The sequence below is a fragment of the Streptomyces sp. NBC_01003 genome, from assembly GCF_045162695.1.
Taxonomy (GTDB): Bacteria; Actinomycetota; Actinomycetes; order Streptomycetales; family Streptomycetaceae; genus Streptomyces.
On record NZ_CP108707.1, the window covers coordinates 1,384,767 to 1,402,665 of the forward strand.

The window sequence follows — 17,899 nt, forward strand, 5'->3', positions numbered from 1 at the left end:
CACACAGACGTGACGGATGACGTGAAGACAGCACAGGGGCCCGACCGGCGCGCCGTGCTCGGAGCGGGTGTGGGCGGGGCGGTGCTGGCCGCGGCCGGGCTGCCCCTCCTGGGCTCGGGAACGGCCGCGGCAGCGACGCCGGTTCAGGGATCGGCCGCCGGACCGGTCGCTGATACGGCCTGGCACCCCTACGTCCAGGCGCCGTCCAGCCGTACGGTGCGACCGGTACGGATCGTCCGGTCCGCCGGTGACGTGACCCGTCCCGACGCCCTCCTCGAACCCGGCGGCCAGGTCACCGTCCTGCGCCGCCCCGAGCCTCCCGGGCCACCGCGCTGGCCCGACGGAACCACCGCGGAAGGCTCCACCACGCACGCCGGCAACAACGGAGGGGACGGCCAACCGCGCACGTACGACGCGCAGCACGCCGTCGACGGCGACCTCGACACGTTCTGGAACGACGACACCGAGCGCGCCTTCCCCGACACCCTGACGGTGACGGCGCCCGATGCGCTCACGCTGTCGGGCCTGACCGTGGTGTCCGACACGGACGGCGTCCCCACCGACTTCACTGTGGACGCCTGGGTGGACTCGGACTGGCGAAAGATCGCCGCCGTCACCGGCAACAGCGCGGTACAGCGCGCCGTCCGCTTCGACGCGCCTGTGTCCACGGCGCGGGTGCGGATCACGGTCGCCTCGGCCCAGGACCTCGGGCAGGGAGTGTTCACGCGGATCAACGAGGTCTGGCCCGAGGCCGTGGACCCGGTGGTGGCGCCGAGCGTGACGCTCGACTTCGGCAAGGTCGTTGTCGGCTACCCGATGGTCGACTTCGCCTCGGCGTCCGACAACCACCCGGGGGTGCGCCTCGCCTTCTCCGAGACGCTCCAGTTCCTCACCGAACGCTCCGACTTCACCCGCAACGACCAGGCGGGCGGCGCCTCGAAGGGAACGGACCAGTACGCCGTCCCTGCGGGCGGCGCCAAGTGGACGGACAAGAAGGGCTACGCCTCGGGCGGCGACAAGGTGTACGCGGACGGCCTGCACGGCTTCCGCTATCTCAGGATCACGCTGGACGCGCTGCCGTCCGACGCTCCCGCCGCGCAGCCGTGGGGCACCGTGGCCGTGGACTCCGTGTCGCTCGACTTCACGGCCTATCTGGGCACACCGCAGTCGTACCGCGGCTGGTTCCTGTGCTCCGACGAGGAGTTGAACCGCTACTGGTACGGCGCCTCGTACACGAACGAGCTGGTCGTCGACACCTTCCGCGAGGACGACGTGGACCCGCGGGGCGCCTTCAGCGCGTCGCTCGACGGGAAGCTCGTCCTGCACGACGGCGCGAAGCGGGACCGGGATCCGTACGTCGGCGACGTGGCGGTGGCGGGGCGCACCCTCTATCTCACGCACGACGAAGTGGCCGAGGCCTCGCGCAACGTGCTGGCGGACCTCGCCGAGCACCAGCGGGCCGACGGCTGGATCCCGCCGGCCTCCATCAACCACTACACGCTCCCGCTGTTCGACTACCCGCTGTGGTGGGTGACGTGCAGCTGGGACTACATCCTGTACACGGGCGACAAGGACTACGCCGAGCGCTACTACCCACAGCTCGTGAAGGTCCTCGACACGTGGTACCCGAGCGTGACGGACGACGCGGGCCTGCTGAGCAAGGGCCTCAACGGCACGGCCGGGTACGGGGATTACGCGTTCCTCGGGCGCACAGGGCGCATCACCTACTACAACGCCAACTATGTGCAGGCGCTGAGGGACGCGGCCCGGATCGCGGACCACGTGGGCCGTGATGTGGACGCGGCGCGGTGGCGGGAGCGGGCGGACAAGGTCGCTCAGGCGATCAACACGCATCTGTGGGACGAGGCGGCGGGCGCCTATCTGGACTCCGCGACCGGCGCCGTCCGGCACGCGCAGGACGGCAACGCGATCGCCATCACGTCGGGCGTCGCGGGCGCGGAGCGGGCGGCGTCGGCGCTCGCCCACCTGGACGCGACGACGAAACGCCGGTACGGCAACGCCTTCATGGACAACGACACCCTCTTCGGTGGTGCCTCCCAGCGGGTGTACGCCTTCACCTCGTACCCGGAGTTCGTGGCGCGCTTCGAGAGCGGCCTGGCCGACTCGGCGATCGACCAGATCAAGCGCACCTACGGGTGGATGGAGAGCCACGACCCCGGCATCACGCACTGGGAGGGCATCGGCCCGAACGGCTCGCTGTACGAGGGCGCGTACACGAGCATGGCGCACGGGTGGTCCACCGGAGTGCTGCCCGCGCTCACCCATCAGCTGCTCGGCGCGAAGCCGACCTCGCCCGGGTACGCCGCTTGGGAGGTGCGTCCGTACACCGGCTCGGTGCGCTGGGCGCGGGGTGAACTACCCACACCGCACGGGCCGTTGGGTGTGGAGTGGGCACGTGAGGGCGACACGTTCACGTTGACCGTGCGTGCACCGCGGGGCACTCGGGGGATCGTCGCGCTGCCCACGGACGGCCGGGGCTCGACCGTGCGTTCCGGCGGGCGGACGCTCTGGCGGGACGGCAGATCCGCGGCGGCCGGGGTGCGCCTGGACTCCGGCCGCGTGACGGTCTCCGGTCTCGCGCCGGGCACCCACCGCTTCACGCTGACGCGCGAGAGCTGAACTGCGCCTGCGGCCCGGGCGATCGGGCCGCAGGCGCGTCACCGACAAGGCCGTGCGGGGCCGTTGACACACCCCGCACGGCCCTTTAGCGTCAAGCTTTGAATCGTTTCACAACGATCGTTCGTTCACAGGAGAGACATGACCGGGTCCACAGCACACGAGGCGCGGACAGCGGCCGCCAAGGCCGTCCTGAAGCGCCAGTCGATCGAGACACCGTCCTGGGCTTACGGAAACTCGGGCACCCGCTTCAAGGTGTTCGCCCAGGCCGGCGTGCCCCGCACTCCGCGGGAGAAGCTCGACGACGCCGCGCAGGTCCACGCGTTCACGGGGGCCGCGCCGACCGTGGCGCTGCACATACCGTGGGACCGCGTCGAGGGCGGACCCGAGGGATACGCGAAGCTCGCCGCGTACGCCGAGGAGCGCGGCGTGAAGCTGGGCGCGGTCAACTCCAATGTCTTCCAGGACGACGACTACAAGCTGGGCAGTGTCACCAACCCGGACCCCGCGGTGCGACGCAAGGCCGTCGGCCACCTCCTGGAGTGCGTCGACATCATGGACGCCACCGGCTCGCGCGATCTGAAGCTGTGGTTCTCCGACGGCACCAACTACCCCGGCCAGGACGACCTCCGGGACCGCCAGGACCGGCTCGAAGAGGCGCTGCGGACCGTGTACGAGCGACTGGGCGACGACCAGCGCATGGTGCTCGAGTACAAGCTCTTCGAGCCCGCCTTCTACGCCACCGACGTGCCGGACTGGGGCACGTCGTACGCGCACTGCCTCAAACTCGGCGAGAAGGCGCAGGTGTGTGTGGACACCGGGCATCACGCGCCGGGCACCAATATCGAGTTCATCGTCGCGTTCCTGCTGCGAGAGGGCCGGCTCGGCGCGTTCGACTTCAACTCGCGCTTCTACGCGGACGACGACCTGATGGTCGGCGCGGCGGACCCCTTCCAGCTGTTCAGGATCCTGTACGAGGTGCGGCGGGGCGGCGGTCTGGACGCCGACTCCGGGATCGCGTTCATGCTCGACCAGTGCCACAACATCGAGGCCAAGATCCCCGCGATCATCCGCTCGGTGATGAACGTCCAGGAGGCGACGGCCAAGGCGCTGCTCATCGACACCGAGGCGCTCGCGGCGGCGCAGCGGGAGGGCGACGTGCTGGCGGCCAACGGCGTGCTCATGGACGCGTACAACACGGACGTGCGTCCCCTACTGGAGGAGGTCAGGGAAGAGCTGGGGCTCGACCCGGATCCCATGGGGGCCTACCGGCGGTCAGGATGGCAGGAGCGGATCGTGAAGGACCGCGTCGGAGGCGTACAGGCCGGATGGGGGGCATGAGCGACATGGCGGAGCTGCACGCATCGTTGAGCGAACTCCTTGAGCGTTCACACCGTTTGGGCGCGGATCCGCGCAATACGAACTACGCGGGGGGCAACACCTCGGCGAAGGGCACGTCGACCGACCCGGTGACCGGCGGTGACGTCGAGCTGATGTGGGTCAAGGGCTCGGGCGGTGACCTGGGGACGCTCACGGCCGACGGGCTCGCGGTCCTGCGCCTGGACCGGCTGCGCGCGCTGGAGGGCGTGTATCCGGGGGTGGAGCGCGAGGACGAGATGGTCGCCGCGTTCGACTACTGCCTGCACGGCAGGGGCGGCGCCGCGCCGTCCATCGACACCGCGATGCACGGCCTGGTGGACGCGGCGCACGTGGACCATCTGCACCCCGACTCCGGGATCGCGCTCGCCTGTGCCGCGGACGGCGAGAAGCTCACCGTCGAGTGCTTCGGCGACACCGTGGTGTGGGTGCCGTGGCGCAGGCCCGGATTCCAGCTCGGCCTGGACATCGCCGCGGTCAAGGAGGCCAACCCGCGCGCGATCGGCTGTGTCCTCGGCGGTCACGGCATCACGGCGTGGGGCGACACGGCACAGGAGTGCGAGCGGCGCTCCCTGCACATCATCCGCACCGCGGAGGCGTTCCTCTCCGATCGGGGCAGGGCCGAGCCGTTCGGACCGCTGCTCGCGGGATACACCGGCGCAGGACCGGCGGCGCGAAGGGAGCGGGCCGCCGCGCTCGCACCGTTCATCAGGGCGCTCGCCTCGCAGGACCGTCCCCAGGTGGGCCACTTCGACGACTCGGACGTCGTGCTCGACTTCCTGTCGCGCACCGAGCATCCGCGCCTCGCGGCCCTCGGCACGTCCTGCCCCGACCACTTCCTCCGCACGAAGGTCAGGCCCCTGGTCCTCGACCTGCCGCCGTCCGCCCCCCTGGACGAGGCGGTCGCGCGGCTGAAGGAGCTGCACTCCGAGTACCGCGAGGAGTACGCGGCCTACTACGCGCGGCACGCGGGCCCGGACTCGCCGGCGATGCGGGGAGCCGATCCGGCGATCGTGCTCGTGCCCGGCGTCGGCATGTTCAGCTTCGGCAAGGACAAGCAGACGGCGCGCGTCGCGGGCGAGTTCTACGTCAACGCGATCAATGTGATGCGGGGCGCCGAAGCCGTGTCGGTGTACGCGCCGATCGAGGAGTCGGAGAAGTTCCGCATCGAGTACTGGTCCCTGGAGGAGGCCAAGCTCCGGCGGATGCCGAAGCCCGAGCCGCTCGCCACGCGGGTCGCGCTCGTGACGGGCGCGGGCAGCGGCATCGGAAAGGCGATCGCTCGCAGGCTCGTGGCGGAGGGAGCGTGCGTGGTGGTCGCGGATCTGAACGGTGACAACGCGGCTGCCGTGGCCGAGGAGTTGGGCGGTCCCGACAAGGCGGTGGCCGTCACGGTCGATGTGACGTCGGAGGAGCAGATCGTCGACGCGTTCGGGGCGGCGGTCCTCGCGTTCGGCGGGGTCGACCTCGTGGTGAACAACGCGGGCATCTCCATCTCGAAGCCGCTCCTGGAGACCACGGCCCGGGACTGGGACCTCCAGCACGACATCATGGCGCGCGGCTCCTTCCTCGTCTCGCGCGAGGCCGCCCGTGTCATGCGAGCGCAGGGGCTGGGCGGCGACATCGTGTACATCGCCTCGAAGAACGCGGTGTTCGCGGGCCCGAACAACGTCGCGTACTCCGCGACCAAGGCCGATCAGGCACATCAGGTCCGGCTCCTGGCAGCCGAGTTGGGCGAGCACGGCATCCGGGTCAACGGAGTGAATCCGGACGGTGTGGTGCGCGGTTCCGGGATCTTCGCGGGCGGCTGGGGGGCGCAGCGCGCGGCGACGTACGGGATCGAGGAGGAGAAGCTCGGCGAGTTCTACGCGCAGCGGACCATCCTCAAGCGCGAGGTGCTGCCGGAGCATGTCGCGAACGCGGTGTTCGCCCTGACGGCCGGGGATCTCACGCACACGACGGGGCTGCACATACCCGTGGACGCCGGCGTCGCCGCGGCCTTCCTGCGATGAGCTCCGCGGCGAGGGGTCCGGTGGGGGCGCGCGAGGGCGCGTTCGCCGCGGTCGATCTGGGTGCCTCCAGCGGGCGCGTCATGATCGGCCGGGTCGGGCCCGGCAGCCTCGGCCTGGTGGAGGCCCACCGCTTCCCCAACCGTCCGGTGCGGCTTCCGGAAGGGCTGCGCTGGGACGTGCTCGGCCTGTACGCGGGCGTGCTTGACGGGCTGCGGGCCGCGGGGGCGACGGCGGGCGGGCGGCTCGCGTCCGTCGGTATCGACAGCTGGGCCGTGGACTACGGCCTCCTCGACGCGGACGGCGCGCTGCTCGGCCAGCCCGTGCACTACCGCGACGGGCGCACCGAGGGCGTGGCGGAGAAGGTGTGGGCGAGCGTGCCGGCGGCGGAGCTGTACGCGACGACAGGGCTGCAGTACGCGCCGTTCAACACGCTCTACCAGCTCGTGGCGGCACAGGGCTCCGCTCAACTGGCGGCTGCGCGCCGCCTGTTGCTGATCCCCGATCTGATCTCGTACTGGCTGACCGGCGAGCAGGGCACTGAGGTGACCAACGCCTCGACGACCCAGCTGATCGACCCGCGCACCGGTGGGTGGGCATCCTCGGTCGCCGATCACCTCGGGGTCGATCTCGGGCTCTTCGCGCCGCTGCGGCGGCCCGGGGACCCGGCGGGGCAGCTGCTGCCGGAGGTCCTGGAGGAGACGGGCCTGACGGGTCCGGTTCCCGTGACGGCCGTCGGCTCGCACGACACGGCCTCCGCCGTGGCCGCCGTCCCAGCCGCACCCGGCGAGCGGTTCGCCTACATCTGCACGGGCACCTGGTCGCTGGCCGGTCTCGAACTCGACGCCCCTGTCCTGAGCGAGGCGAGCCGCGCCGCGAACTTCACGAACGAGCTGGGCCTGGACGGCACGGTCCGCTATCTGCGCAACATCATGGGCCTGTGGCTGCTCCAGGAGTGCCTGCGCGCCTGGGGAGATCCCGAACTGGGAGCGCTGCTGCGGGAGGCAGGGGACGTTGCGCCGCTGCGGTCGGTGGTGGACGCCGGTGACGCCGCGTTCCTCGCCCCGGGCCGGATGCCCGAGCGCATCGCCGAGGCCTGCCGCGACACGGGCCAGCCCGTGCCGCGCACCCGGGCCGAGACGACCCGGTGCATCCTCGATTCCCTGGCGCTCGCGCACCGGCGGGCGATCGCCGACGCGGCACGCCTGGCCGACCACGTGGTCGACGTCGTGCACATCGTGGGCGGCGGCGCGCGTAACGCCCTGCTGTGCCAGCTGACCGCCGACGCGTGCGGTCTCCCGGTGGTGGCGGGCCCGGCCGAGGCGGCGGCCCTGGGCAACGTACTCGTGCAGGCGCGCGCCCATGGCCTCGTCGGCGACCGGGAGGCGATACGCGAACTCCTCGCCCGCACCCAGTCCCTGACCCGGTACGAACCGCGGGGGAACCACCCCGCGTGGCGGGCCGCCGAGCGGCGTCTCGCCGAACGGTGACGCCAGGTGTCTCCCCTCCGGGCCGCCTGCCGCGTACCCTGCACCCATCCGATGATCGATACGAAGGGGCCGCGATGCGCGTCGCACTGTTCCTGACGTGTGTCAACGACACGCTCTATCCGGACACCGGCCGTGCGGTGGTGAAACTCCTGACCAGGCTGGGTGTCGACATCGACTTCCCGATGGGGCAGACCTGTTGCGGGCAGGCGCACTACAACACCGGCTATCGCCATGAGGCGGAGCCGCTCGCCCGGAAGTTCTCCGATGTATTCGGTAAATACGACGCGATCGTGACGCCGTCGGGGTCATGCGGGGCGATGGTGCGCGAGCTGTATCCGCGGATGGGCGAGCGGGCCCGCGCAGAGGGCCGCGGCGACGGGCTCGCGGCCACTCTGGCGCCGGTCGTGCCGAAGACGTACGAGCTCACCGAGTTCCTCGTGGATGTGCTCGGCGTGACGGATGTGGGCGCGTACTACCCGCACACGGTGACGTACCACCCGACGTGCCACGGCCTGCGCTCCCTCGGCCTCGGCGACCGACCCTACCAACTGCTCAAGGCGGTCAAGGGACTTGACCTCAAGGAGCTGCCGGGTGCGCAGGAGTGCTGCGGGTTCGGCGGCACGTTCGCGGTGAAGAACTCCGATGTCTCGGCAGCGATGGGAGAGGACAAGGTCCGCAACGCCGGGTCGACCGGCGCCGACGTCCTGTGCGCGGCGGACAACTCCTGCCTGATGCACCTCGGCGGCACGATGTCCCGCCTGCACACCGCGATGCGCCCCGTCCACATCGCGGAGATCCTGGCGAGCACGGAAGAGGAGCCCCTGTCATGAGCGGCAGCACCTTCGTCGGCATGCCGTCCTTCCCGAAGGCCGCCCATGAGGCCGTCGGGAACACCACCCTGCGCGCGAACCTCCGGCACGCCACGCACACCATCCGCGACAAGCGGGCCAAGGCCGTCGCGGAACTCGACGACTGGGCGCACCTGCGCGAGGCCGGCAAGCAGATCAAGGACCACACCCTGCGCCATCTCGACACCTACCTCGTGCAGTTGGAGGAGACCGTCACCGCGGCGGGCGGCATCGTCCACTGGGCAGCCGACGCCGACGAGGCCAACCGGATCGTGACCCGCCTGGTCAAAGAGACCGGCGAGACCGAAGTGGTCAAGGTCAAATCGATGGCCACCCAGGAGATCGGGCTCAACGAGGCGCTGGAGGCCGAGGGCATCCACGCCTACGAGACCGACCTCGCCGAACTCATCGTGCAGCTCGGCCACGACCGCCCCTCCCACATCCTCGTCCCGGCCATCCACCGCAACCGCGGCGAGATCCGCGACATCTTCGCCAAGGAAATGGGCGCGTGGGGCCGCCCGGCCCCCGAGGGCCTGACGGACACCCCCGCCGAGCTCGCCGAGGCCGCCCGTCTCCACCTGCGCGAAAAGTTCCTGCGCGCCAAAGTCGGCATCTCCGGCGCCAACTTCATGGTCGCCGAGACCGGCACCCTCGTCGTCGTCGAGTCCGAGGGCAACGGCCGCATGTGCCTCACCCTCCCCGAGACCCTGATCTCCGTCGTCGGCATCGAGAAAATCGTCCCCACCTGGCGCGACCTCGAGGTCTTCCTCCAGACACTCCCCCGCTCCTCGACGGCCGAGCGCATGAACCCGTACACCTCGATGTGGACCGGCACCACCGACACCGAGACCGCGGACGGACCCCGCGCCTTCCACCTCGTCCTCCTCGACAACGGCCGCACCGACACCCTCGCCGACGAGGTCGGCCGCCAGGCCCTGCGCTGCATCCGCTGCTCGGCCTGCCTGAACGTGTGCCCGGTCTACGAGCGGGCCGGCGGCCACGCATACGGCTCCGTCTACCCCGGCCCCATCGGCGCCATCCTCAGCCCCCAGCTGAGGGGCACCGCAAGCGAGATCGACGCCTCGCTCCCCTACGCCTCCAGCCTGTGCGGAGCCTGCTACGAGGTCTGCCCGGTCGCCATCGACATCCCCGAAGTCCTCGTCCACCTGCGCGAGCGGATCGTGCAGGGCGGGCCGGCCACCCGGCACGGCAACAGGGTGGTCCTGAAGCCGGCTAAGGGGCATGCGGCTGAGCGGGCGGCGATGCGCGCGGCCGCCTGGGCGTTCACCCACCCCGGGGCGCTGCGCGCCGGCCAGCGCGTGGCCTCGCGCACGCGCCGCTTCCATCCCCGTACGCTCCCCGGTCCCGGCCGCGCCTGGAGCGCGACGCGGGATCTGCCGCTGGTGCCGGCGGAGCCGTTCAGGGACTGGTGGCAGCGCACGCACGGCGACAAGGAGAGCGGCAAGTGAGCAGCAGGGACATGATCCTGGGCCGGGTGCGGCGCGCGCTGGGCGAGGCGCCCCGGGGCGATGCGCCGGAGTCGTACGAGACGGCCGTGGACCGGGAGTACCGGCGCGAGCACGGCGCCCGGACCACCGAGGAGACCGTCGACCTGCTCGCGGAGAACCTGGCGGACTACCGGGCGATCGTGCACCGCTGCCCGGACGAGGAGGAGCTCCCGGATCTGATCATGAGGCTGCTCGCCGCGCGGGGACCGCAGTACGTTCTCGTGCCCCCGGGCCTGCCGCCCGAGTGGATGTCCGCGGCCGATCCCACCCGGGTGCACGACCGTGCCGTGAGCACCACGCAAGACCTGGACAAGGTGGGGAGCGTGGTCACCGGCTGCGCGGTCGCCATCGCCGAGACCGGGACGATCGTGCTCGACGGCTCGCCCGACCAGGGCCGCAGGCGCATCACGCTGATCCCCGATCACCACATCTGCGTCGTCCGCGTCCCGGACCAGGTCGTCTCCTCCGTCCCGCAGGCCCTTGAACGGCTCGCCCCCACACGTCCCCTGACGTGGATCTCCGGTCCGTCCGCCACGAGCGACATCGAACTCGACCGGGTCGAGGGCGTGCACGGCCCGCGCACCCTGGAGGTGGTGCTGGTGAGCGGGGGGTGACGGACGCGGCTAGCGTGAGGGAATGATCCGGTTCGACCAAGTCACCAAGCGGTACGCGGACGGCACCATGGCCGTGGACGACCTGACCTTCGAGGTCGGCGAGGGCGAACTGGTCACCCTGGTCGGCCCGTCGGGCTGCGGGAAGACCACCACGATGATGATGGTCAACCGGCTCATCGAACCCACGTCCGGCCGGATCTTCGTCGACGGCGAGGACATTTCCAAGCTCGACCCGGTCAAGCTGCGCCGCCGCATCGGATACGTCATCCAGCAGGTCGGCCTCTTCCCGCACCGCACGATCCTCGACAACACGGCGACCGTGCCCGCGCTGATCGGCTGGAAGAAATCCAAGGCGCGTGCCCGGGCCGCCGAGCTGCTCGACCTGGTCGGACTCGACCCGAAGCTCTACGGGTCCCGCTACCCCGAACAGTTGTCGGGCGGCCAGCGCCAGCGCGTCGGCGTGGCCCGCGCGCTCGCCGCCGACCCGCCGGTGCTCCTGATGGACGAGCCGTTCGGCGCGGTCGACCCGGTGGTCCGCGAGCAGTTGCAGGACGAGTTCCTGCGGATGCAGGCCGCCGTGCGCAAGACGGTTCTCCTGGTCACGCACGACATCGAGGAGGCCGTCAGGCTCGGCGACCGGATCGCCGTGTACGGGCAGGGCCGTATCGAGCAGTTCGACACTCCGGGCGCGGTGCTCGGCACGCCCGCGACCCCGTACGTCGCCGAGTTCGTCGGCGCCGACCGTGGTCTGAAGCGGCTCTCCGTGACCGAGATCGAGCCGGACGACCTGGACCAGCCCGCGGTGGCCCGCGCGGGCGAGTCCGCCCGCGACGCCGCCGCCCGGCTGCGTGACGAGGACGCGCGCTGGGCCGTCGTCCTCGACGCGGACGGCGATCTGCACGGCTGGGTGGGCATCGACGAGGTGTCGCTCGCGGGCGAGGACGGGCTGGTCGGCGACCTGGCGCACCGCATGAACGCCTGGGTCCCTGTCGGCGCCCCGCTCAAGCAGGCGTTCGGCGTGATGCTCCAGCACGACGCGGGCTGGGTCGCCGTCCTCGACGGCGCCCGCTTCCTCGGCGTGCTGACCCCGGCGAAACTCCATGAGGCGCTGCGCCGCTCGGTGGACGCGGACGCCCGGGGCGTGGCGCGGGACGAGGTGATTTTCGACTCGGTCGCCGACGCGTGACGGGCCCACCCCCCCTCATAGAAGTTCAGCTCTTGAGCAGCCCCTTCGACTCCAGGTACGAGCGCGCCACGTCCTCCGGAAGCCTGCGCCAGCTGTCCACCTGCTGGTTCATGGACGCCAGGTCCCGGGTGGTCAGTACGGAGTTCAGCGCGCCGAGGACCTTGGCGACGCGCTCGCTGCCCGCCCGCGACCGGTTGAGGACCGGCACGATGTAGTCGGCGTTCTGCAGATGCTTGTCGTCGGCGAGCAGCACGAGGCCGAAGTCGGACAGGGTCGCGTCGGTCGTCGTGGTGAGCACCATCTGGTCCTTGCCGTCCTGGACCGCCTTCTTCGACTGGGTCGTGCCGACGCCCTTGGGGTCGACGCCGGTGACGTCGATGCCGTACGTCTTCTTCAGGCCCGGCTCGCAGTACGGCCGTTGGACGCACTCGTCGCCAGCCGCGAGCCGTACCTTCAGGCCGGACGCGCCGAGGTCGCTGAGCGTCTTGAGGCGGTGCTGCCTCGCGAAGGCGGTGGTCACGGCGAAGGCGTTCTGGTCGACTGCCCTGCCAGGGTCGAGGACGGTGAGCCCGCGCGGGGCGGCGAGGCCGTGCAGCGCCTTCATGGTGGCGTCGAGGTCGGGCGATCCGACGGGCGGGGCCTTCGCGCCGTTCGTCTTGGCGTTGAGCCAGTCGGCGAAGGTCGCCGCGTACTCGGGCACGACGTCGATCTGCCCGGATTCCAGGGCGGGTTCGTACAGTTCGCGGTTGGCGACGGACAGGATCTTGGTGCTGTATCCGGCCTGCTTCAGGAGCAGGGCGTACATCTGGGCGAGCACGTCGCTCTCGGTGAAGCCGGCCGTGCCGATGGTGAGGTGCTTGCTGTCGCCGGGCGGGGCGGTGACCGCGCCCTGGTTCTCCAGGGAGGGTCCGCCGGAGCATGCGCCGACCAGAAACAGAGCGAGGAGCGGGAGGAGTACGGCTGCTGCGGCCCGTCGCCGTAAGGCCCTCATCAGGACCTCCCCCGGGCGAGGGCGGGCGCGAACCGTTCGGCGAGTTCGAAGACCCCCTCGACGAGCAGCGCGAAGACGGCGACGAGGACGGCGCCCGCGACGACCTGCGGGGTGCTCGCCAGGTTGAACCCGGAGGTGATGATGCGGCCGAGGCCGCCGCCGCCCGCGAGGGCAGCGATCGTCGCGGTGGCGACGAGCTGCACGGCGGCGATCCGCACCCCGTTCATGATCATCGGCAGGGCGAGGGGCGCCTCCACCTGGAACAGCATCTGCCGTCCCGTCATCCCCATGCCGCGGGCGGCCTCGACGACGTCACGGTCGACGCCGCGCATCCCGACGTAGGCGTTCGTGAGCAGCGGCGGCACCGCGAAAAGCACCAGGGCGACGACGGTGGGTCCCTCGCCGTACTTGCCGAGCGGGGTCAGCAGGAGCAGGACGAGGACCGCGAAGGTGGGGACGGCTCGGCCGACGTTGGAGATGTTCACGGCGAGCGCGCCGCCCTTGCCGAGGTGGCCGAGGACGAGCGCGACGGGCAGGGCGATCAGGCAGCTGATGACGAGGCAGACGAAGGTCAGGACGAGGTGCTGGGCGAGCCGGTGCCAGATGCCGTCGTCGCCGGACCAGTGCGAGGCGTCGCAGAGCCAGTCCCAGGCGTCGGTGAGGGTCTTCACGCGTGGCTCGCTCTCGTCCAGGGAGTGAGGATCCGCTGCACCCCGAGCAGCAGCAGGTCGGCGGCGACCGCGATGACGACGCACAGCACGGACGCGGTGAGGACCTGGGCCTTGAAGAACGTGTTCATGCCCGCGTAGATGAGATTGCCGAGGCCGCCGTAGCCGACGATGGCGCCCACCGTGACGAGGGAGACGGCGGAGACCATGGCGATGCGCAGGCCCGCCATCGCGGCCGGCAGGGCGAGGGGCAGCTCCACGGTGAGCAGCAGCCTGACCGGCCCGTATCCCATACCGCGCGCGGCCTGCCGGGTGTCTTCGGGCACCGCGCGCAGGCCCGCGAGGATGTTCCGCACGAGGAGGGTGAGCGAGTACAGCACGAGCCCCGCGACGACGAGGGACGCGGACAGGCCGTACGCGGGCAGCAGCAGCGAGAACATCGCGAGCGACGGGATCGTGTAGAGGATCGTTGTCAGCCCGAGGACGGGGCCTGCCGCGAGGGACCAGCGGCGCGCGAGGACGGCGAGCGGCACGGCGATCACCAGCGCGATCAGGACGGCGAGCGCGGTGAGCTGGAGGTGCTGGACGACCGCGTCGAGCAGGATGTGGCGGCGGGTGCTCAGGTACTCGCCGCAGATCCAGTCGTTGTTCGCCAGACAGTCGTCGGGCGGCGCGCTGCCGGGGCTCGGGGTGAGGGATCCGCTCCATGGGGGCACTCGTCCATTCCAGTGGCAGGCGCGGACGGCGGCGCGCTGGACGACCCGTACGGCGTACGGCCGCGGGTGCCGGAGCCGGCTCGGTCGGGCGTCCTCGCAACGGAGTGCGCCCCGGTCAGGTGTCCTTGAAGCCGATCGACGCGTGGGTGCCGTCGCAGAACGGCTTGTTGCGCGAGGCGCCGCAGCGGCACAGGGTCACGCGGTTGCGGACCTCGTACGGCGCGCCGTCGGCGGCGGTCACCGGGATGCGGCCGCGTACCCAGATCCCTCCGCTGACGCCTTCCTGGGGGTCCTCGATGATGCCGATGGACGGCGGGAGTCCGGGCTCGACGGGGCGGCGCTCGGCGAGGTTCCAGGCGACGAGGCGCCCTGAGGGGCAGTCGCCCGTCTCGCGTTCCACCACGTCGGCGGTGCCCTTCTCCTCGACGAGGTTCCACACCTGCCCGTCGGCGTCGCAGAACCGCGCGAAGGCGCACAGGGGCTGGGCGTCGGTGAGGGTGAGCTCGGGTCCGTCCTGCTCGTCGGCCTGCTCCAGATAGGGCAGCCGGCTCGCGGTCTCCGTGCCGTCGAACCCGGCCCGCACATGGCTGCGGTCGCAGAACGGCTTGTTCGCGGACTGCCCGCAGCGGCACAGCTCGTACGTCTCCTCGGTGTCGTACGTGCGCTGCTGCCACCACTCGACGGACTGGCCCCGCGCGTCGGTGACGATGACGAGCTGGATGAGAGGGACACCGCCGGTGACGAGGTACGGCCCGTTCTCCGAGACGCGTACGCCCTGCGCCGAGGCGGAGTGCGGGGCGGGGTCCTGCGCGTCCGGCATGTGGACCCTTCCTGATGCTGCGTGCGGCGGCCCCCTGCCCAAGCCTTGCGGAGGGGGTCGCGGGGCGCCACAGGAGAGGGTCCGCGCCGAGGGCCCGCGCTGCCCGAGGACCGGGAGCACCCACCCCCCTCAGACCCGCGAAACCGCTTCCCGACGCCGGACCTCCATGGCCCGGCGCCGGGCGCGGGTCGCTCAGCGTCCGGCCTGGAGCGGGTAGTGGTCCGACAGGTTGTTGTACGTGTAGCTCGTGCCCCAACTGCTCACGGTCCAGGGCGCGGTGGTCTCCTTGACCACGTTGTTGACCCACCCCGTCGGCCGCGCGTGACCCTGGACGTGCAGGACGTAGTCCAGGTCCTCCTTGGGCTCGCCCGGGTAGCGGTAGCTCGCGATCGAGTTCTCCTCGGTGTCGAACGAGTACGGGTGCCCGGTCCGCGAGTCGGCCCCGACCAAGCCGCCGTCGGCCAGCATGGAGGCGTATTCCGTGCCGTGCGAATCGACGTTCAGGTCGCCCGCCACCATGACCTGCTCGCCGGCCGGGATGTGTTTGGCGTCCAGGAAGGACTTGATGGCCTTGAACTGGAGGCTGCGGTCCTTGACCGCCTCACCGGCCCCGCACCCGGAGTCCGTGGACTGGGTGTGCGTCCCGACCACGTGCACCTTCGCGCCGTTCACGTCGAGGACGGCGTAGACGAAGCCCTTGTTGGACCACCAGTCGGAGCCGCACGCGTCCTTGTAGACGTACTGCTCCTTGTGCACGATCGGCCACTTGCTGAGCAGCGTCACGCCGCCGTCCTCGGGCGTCGTCGACGAGTACGAGCCGCCGGTGGCGTCCCAGCCGTCCTTGGACCGGCCGACGACGGGGGTCTGGTACGGGTACTGCGCCGCCGCGTTGCTCTTCAGCGCGTCGGACGTCGTGTTGTCGAACGCCTCCTGGAGCACGACGACGTCGTTGCCCTGGAAGAACGGCGCGGCCGGGATGGCCGCCGCCCGGTGCGCCTGACCCCAGTTGGGGTAGAGGTTCGTGCTCATCAGGAACGTGTTGTACGTCAGGACCTTGAGCCTCGGCGTATCGGCCGATGTCGCCGCCGACGCCTGCGGGGCGGTCAGGACCGCGGAGGCGGCGGCGAGGGTGACGGCGAGGGCGGAACCGGTCGTGCGGCGGGCAACGCGGGACACGTGGCCTCCCGTTTCTTGTGGGGGAATGGTGAGGGACGTGAGCACGCCACATCAAAGCAGCCACAGTTACTTCCGGGTAACCACCGGGTGGCCACTTTCTGCCAATCCCTTTACTCCCGTGGGCTAGCCCACGCGCCGCAGCTGTGCCGACAGGTGGTGCTGGAGCGGCATCCCGACGGCCTCGAGGTCGTGGGTGAACGTGAGCGTGCCGTCGTCGGTCAGCGCGTAGCGGCGGCGCGTGGCCTTGACCTCCTTGGCGGTGGGCGTGAGCGCCACCTGGTCGGTGGAGAGGTCGACCGTGTTGCCGTCCGCGGTGCCGACGGAGATCTCCGCGATGCCGGTCGGCTGCGTGATCAGCGACTCCACCCGCCCCTCGGGCTGGAGCCGCCACCAGCCGCTCTCCCGCGCCGACGGCCGCAGCGGCGTACCGTCGGCGTCGAGCAGCCAGGCCCGGGCCTCGAAGCGGAGGAACGGCCGGCCGTCGTGGCTGAGGATGATCTCCTGCGCGTACGTGAAGTCCCCCTCGAGCGTGGGATATCCGCCCTGTCCGCGTCCGCGCCAGATGCCCAGAAGGCCCAGCACGGGCGCCAGCAGCGGGTGCGGGGCGGGAGCCTCGTCCGGGCTGGTGCTGTCGGGGTACGGGTGGGCCGGTGCGGGGTCGTACACGGTGCGCGCTCCTGAGGTCGGTGCCTGTGCCTCGTGAAGCCTAGGGGGTGTCCGGCGGATCAGGCCGGGCTCGCGGGGCCCGGCACGCACATCCGCCTCGCCCCAGGTGGCACCCGGATCCGTCCATCGGACGTTTTCGTCGACGTGTTTGATCTGCTGACGGGCACGGAACGGGGAGAAGAACGCGTGCTGAACGAGACGGAGTTCCGGAGTGCGGACGTGTGGGCGGCGGACCGGCTGGCGTACTGGGCGGAGCGAGTGGGGCAGACCCACGCGCCGGTGCGGATGACCAGCGACCACGTCCATGACTTCCGGGCCACCCAGCGGGTCATCGACCTCGGTTCCGTGTCCGTGTGGCCGGCCACGTTCCAGCAGCTCGTCATCCAGCGCACACCGCGGCTCGTCCGCCGCTCCGACCCGGAGCTGTACCACCTCTCGCTGCTCCTCGGCGGGACGGGGACCGGCAGTTGGGACCGCGAGGAAGCCGTGTACCGGCCGTCCGACCTGCACATCAACGACTCGTCGGTGCCGTGGGAGATCCGCACCGGCAAGGACCCCGTGACGGCCGTGGGCCTCGAACTGCCCAAGGCACTGGTGCCGCTGCCCCGTGGGGCGGACCGCCGCTCCATCCCGAAGCGGTTGCCGTCCGGGACGGGGATCGGTGCCCTGCTCGCGCAGTTCTTGTCCCAACTCATCGCCGACACCACGTGCTACCGGCCCTCCGACGGGCCCCGGCTCGGCGGGGTCGTGACCGATCTGGTCACCGCGCTGTTCGCCCACGCCCTGGAGGCCGAGAACAGCCTCCCCCCGGACACGCACCGGCGCGCCCTCCTGCTGCGTATCAAGAAGTTCGTCCAGGAGCACCTGCACGACCCGCAGCTCACCCCCGCGGGCGTCGCTGCCGCGCACCACATCTCCACCAGCCATCTGCACCGGCTGTTCGAGAACGAGGAGGCCACGGTGGCCGCCTGGATCCGCCGCCGGCGCCTGGAGGCGGCCCGTCGCGACCTCGTCGATCCGGCGCTGCGCTCCTGCCCGATCCACGCCGTGGCGGCCCGCTGGGGCTTCCCCCGAGCGGCCGACTTCAGCCGCGCGTTCCGCGCCGCGTACGACATCACGCCGACGGAGTACAGGAGCCTGGCCGCCGCGGACACGTCCCCGCGCTGCTGAGCCGATATGGCTCCTTGTAGGCA

At 71.2% G+C, this 17,899-nt stretch carries 15 protein-coding genes; 9 read left to right on the plus strand and 6 right to left on the minus strand.

The genetic code is table 11. The features are described from left to right. Positions 1-9: 9 nt before the first annotated feature. The 8 genes from OG698_RS06495 to OG698_RS06530 all read left to right on the plus strand — a co-directional run bounded on the left by OG698_RS06495 (position 10) and on the right by OG698_RS06530 (position 11,669). A complete protein-coding gene (locus OG698_RS06495; protein ID WP_406101992.1) occupies positions 10-2,640 on the plus strand; it encodes an alpha-L-rhamnosidase C-terminal domain-containing protein in 2,631 nt (876 codons plus the stop codon). A 138-nt stretch (positions 2,641-2,778) separates the two neighbouring features. Then, entirely contained in the window at positions 2,779-3,978 is a 1,200-nt protein-coding gene (rhaI, locus tag OG698_RS06500) for an L-rhamnose isomerase (RefSeq protein ID WP_406101993.1), read from the plus strand. Positions 3,979-3,983: 5 nt separating this feature from the next. After that, complete coding sequence (locus OG698_RS06505; protein ID WP_406110881.1) at positions 3,984-6,026, plus strand: bifunctional aldolase/short-chain dehydrogenase; 2,043 nt, start codon at positions 3,984-3,986, stop codon at positions 6,024-6,026. Continuing rightward, entirely contained in the window at positions 6,023-7,513 is a 1,491-nt protein-coding gene (locus OG698_RS06510; RefSeq protein WP_406101995.1) for a rhamnulokinase family protein, read from the plus strand. The genes OG698_RS06505 and OG698_RS06510 overlap by 4 nt, the downstream gene beginning before the upstream one ends. A gap of 74 nt (positions 7,514-7,587) precedes the next feature. After that, positions 7,588-8,343, plus strand: a complete 756-nt coding sequence (locus OG698_RS06515) for a (Fe-S)-binding protein (RefSeq protein ID WP_406101996.1) — start codon at positions 7,588-7,590, stop codon at positions 8,341-8,343. Continuing rightward, complete coding sequence (locus OG698_RS06520; protein WP_406101998.1) at positions 8,340-9,830, plus strand: LutB/LldF family L-lactate oxidation iron-sulfur protein; 1,491 nt, start codon at positions 8,340-8,342, stop codon at positions 9,828-9,830. The genes OG698_RS06515 and OG698_RS06520 overlap by 4 nt, the downstream gene beginning before the upstream one ends. Further along, complete coding sequence (locus tag OG698_RS06525) at positions 9,827-10,483, plus strand: lactate utilization protein C (protein ID WP_406102000.1); 657 nt, start codon at positions 9,827-9,829, stop codon at positions 10,481-10,483. Before OG698_RS06520 ends, OG698_RS06525 begins: the two co-directional genes overlap by 4 nt. Before the next feature lie 22 nt (positions 10,484-10,505). Further along, positions 10,506-11,669, plus strand: coding sequence for an ABC transporter ATP-binding protein (locus tag OG698_RS06530; protein WP_406102002.1), 1,164 nt, complete (start codon positions 10,506-10,508; stop codon positions 11,667-11,669). A gap of 25 nt (positions 11,670-11,694) precedes the next feature. On the opposite strand, the gene OG698_RS06535 is transcribed toward OG698_RS06530, so the two are convergent. The 6 genes from OG698_RS06535 to OG698_RS06560 form a co-directional block, all read right to left on the minus strand. Then, entirely contained in the window at positions 11,695-12,660 is a 966-nt protein-coding gene (locus OG698_RS06535) for an ABC transporter substrate-binding protein (RefSeq protein ID WP_406102004.1), read from the minus strand. Then, positions 12,660-13,331 carry an ABC transporter permease gene (locus tag OG698_RS06540; protein ID WP_406102005.1) on the minus strand — a complete coding sequence of 224 codons (672 nt, stop codon included), beginning with the start codon at positions 13,329-13,331 and terminating at the stop codon, positions 12,660-12,662. The genes OG698_RS06535 and OG698_RS06540 overlap by 1 nt, the downstream gene beginning before the upstream one ends. Then, complete coding sequence (locus OG698_RS06545) at positions 13,328-14,044, minus strand: ABC transporter permease (RefSeq protein WP_399979428.1); 717 nt, start codon at positions 14,042-14,044, stop codon at positions 13,328-13,330. Before OG698_RS06545 ends, OG698_RS06540 begins: the two co-directional genes overlap by 4 nt. Before the next feature lie 115 nt (positions 14,045-14,159). Further along, positions 14,160-14,864, minus strand: coding sequence for a CDGSH iron-sulfur domain-containing protein (locus OG698_RS06550; protein WP_406102006.1), 705 nt, complete (start codon positions 14,862-14,864; stop codon positions 14,160-14,162). A gap of 192 nt (positions 14,865-15,056) precedes the next feature. Then, the gene (gene sph / locus OG698_RS06555; protein ID WP_406102008.1) at positions 15,057-16,040 is read right to left on the minus strand and encodes a sphingomyelin phosphodiesterase; all 984 of its coding nucleotides are present in this window, start codon (positions 16,038-16,040) and stop codon (positions 15,057-15,059) included. A 123-nt stretch (positions 16,041-16,163) separates the two neighbouring features. After that, a complete protein-coding gene (locus OG698_RS06560; protein ID WP_406102010.1) occupies positions 16,164-16,706 on the minus strand; it encodes an FABP family protein in 543 nt (180 codons plus the stop codon). A gap of 186 nt (positions 16,707-16,892) precedes the next feature. Here OG698_RS06560 and OG698_RS06565 point away from each other — a divergent pair, with 186 nt between their 5' ends. Continuing rightward, the gene (locus OG698_RS06565; RefSeq protein WP_406102012.1) at positions 16,893-17,876 is read left to right on the plus strand and encodes a helix-turn-helix domain-containing protein; all 984 of its coding nucleotides are present in this window, start codon (positions 16,893-16,895) and stop codon (positions 17,874-17,876) included. The last annotated feature ends 23 nt before the right edge of the window (positions 17,877-17,899 follow it).

What these genes read in the sequence shown, in the direction of transcription:
- rhaI (WP_406101993.1), top strand. Translation starts at nt 2,779, where the DNA reads ATGACCGGGTCCACAGCACACGAGGCGCGGACAGCGGCCGCCAAGGCC.
- OG698_RS06505 (WP_406110881.1), top strand. Translation starts at nt 3,984, where the DNA reads ATGGCGGAGCTGCACGCATCGTTGAGCGAACTCCTTGAGCGTTCACAC.
- OG698_RS06510 (WP_406101995.1), top strand. Translation starts at nt 6,023, where the DNA reads ATGAGCTCCGCGGCGAGGGGTCCGGTGGGGGCGCGCGAGGGCGCGTTC.
- OG698_RS06515 (WP_406101996.1), top strand. Translation starts at nt 7,588, where the DNA reads ATGCGCGTCGCACTGTTCCTGACGTGTGTCAACGACACGCTCTATCCG.
- OG698_RS06520 (WP_406101998.1), top strand. Translation starts at nt 8,340, where the DNA reads ATGAGCGGCAGCACCTTCGTCGGCATGCCGTCCTTCCCGAAGGCCGCC.
- OG698_RS06530 (WP_406102002.1), top strand. Translation starts at nt 10,506, where the DNA reads ATGATCCGGTTCGACCAAGTCACCAAGCGGTACGCGGACGGCACCATG.
- OG698_RS06535 (WP_406102004.1), bottom strand. Translation starts at nt 12,660, where the DNA reads ATGAGGGCCTTACGGCGACGGGCCGCAGCAGCCGTACTCCTCCCGCTC.
- OG698_RS06550 (WP_406102006.1), bottom strand. Translation starts at nt 14,864, where the DNA reads ATGCCGGACGCGCAGGACCCCGCCCCGCACTCCGCCTCGGCGCAGGGC.